The sequence below is a fragment of the Campylobacter sp. US25a genome, assembly GCF_004379075.1.
Lineage (GTDB): Bacteria > Campylobacterota > Campylobacteria > Campylobacterales > Campylobacteraceae > Campylobacter_D > Campylobacter_D jejuni.
Map to the genome: position 1 here is coordinate 1 of NZ_RYYM01000046.1, position 1703 is coordinate 1703.

Below are 1703 nucleotides of genomic sequence, written 5' to 3' on the forward strand. Positions count from 1 at the left end.
TAACCAATTGTTCCCAAGTCTTAGCACCTGCTTTTTTTAAGATTGTTTTATTTTTATTTATCCCAAAAGAAATAGCTTGATCCAATGGAGTATCAGGTTCAAAATAATTGATTTTATCATTTTCAATTTCATTGATAGTGCAATTAGCAGCATTGACATCAGCTCCATATTTGATCAAAATTTCCAAACAAGTTCCAATAGGTTTTTTCTTAGATCTTGCAGCTATATGTAAAAGGGTTTTTCCTGCATCGATATAACTGTGTTCATGTTCTGTTTCAATCCTTCTCATATTTACATCAGCGCCAAATTGTAAAGCCACTTCTAAAGAATTTACAGACTCAGGATCACCAAGCAATATCCAAGAATGCAAAGGGGTGGCACCTTCTTCATCATAAACTTCAAATTTACATCCTTTTTTAAAAAAATAATCAATCATTTTTTTATTTTTTCCACCCACTCCAATATAACTAGTAAGGGCATTATTTCCTAAACACTCATCATCAGCTTTAAGTCCTAAACTCTCAAAATACTCCATCATTTCAAAACTTTGACTCTTATCATAAGCGATCCCTGCCCAAGCTAAAGTAGAACTAGGGCTAAAAAAAGGTATAGGATGATTACACCAATATATCTTACAACATTTCTCTAAAAATACTTCAGGCACGGGATAATCTTTTAAAAACTCTTTAACTTCTTTAAGTTTATTATCTTTAATAAGATCAAAAAACTCCCAACCTATCTCCGTTACCGTTTCTTCATCCATAGCTTGCATTTCTTCTAAAGTTTTCATTTGTTTTTCCTTTCTTTGTAAATTTAGTTTTAATTTTAAGAAAATTGCTTTTAATCCGCTCTTAAATCACCTCCTTTTACCCTTAAACCTTTGCTATCTATAATCACTTGTGTTGTTCCTACTTGGAGTATAATTTTATCTTTTGTTTGTGTAATAGTTGTATTTCCTACCCTAGAAACGATTTGTTTTTGTGCTGTTAAAACACTTTCTTGATTTGCCATAGTATTTACATTATCAGCTGTAAAAGAGCAATTTTTCTTAGCTTTAAAACTTGGAGTAAAGATAATATTCTTTTTTAATAAAGTTAAAGTATTAGAATAAGATTTACTTAAATTTAAATCTTTTAAATTTAAATGATCATTAGTATTAATAGAATTAGCTAAGATAGCATCATCAATTAAGATTTGAGTATTAGCAATAATAATAAAGTCTTTAAGCAAAGAAGCTTTATCTTGTTTTTCTTCATCTTGATTTTTTATTTCTTCTTGATGATTAAACTCCTTATAATTTAAAGTGATAAAATCTCCTAAGCTAAGATGATAAATATTACTTTTTGCTAGTAAGCTTTCATTTAATACTAAGACTCTTTTTTCTTTAAGAGAAGGCTTAGTCTTTAAATCAATGCTTTTTGTAAAAGAATATTCACTCTCATAAAAATGTTCATTATAATAAGCTTTGTTATTAAGTTCTTGTTCATAAGGAACTTTATTAGAATGTAAAGATAAAAGATTTAAAGGAGTATTGGCATTAATACTAGAATGTGTAAAAGAATTAGTTCTTAAGCTTTGCTCTTTATAAATAGAAGAAATACAAGCTTGATTTAAAATATTATTAATATTAGGATTATACTCAATTTCTTTATTTTTTACATTTTTATATACATCACAAAAATAAATAGTGTTCTCATCTTCAT

Annotated in this window: 1 protein-coding gene and 1 pseudogene; both read right to left on the reverse strand. The window is 27.5% G+C overall.

The annotated features are described in order from the left end of the window. Positions 1–790: ankyrin repeat domain-containing protein (locus tag ELQ12_RS09575; RefSeq protein ID WP_134264746.1), on the reverse strand; the 790-nt coding region annotated here is incomplete at its 3' end. Positions 791–840: 50 nt separating this feature from the next. Then, positions 841–1703: pseudogene (locus ELQ12_RS09580) on the reverse strand (hypothetical protein); the annotation flags it as partial.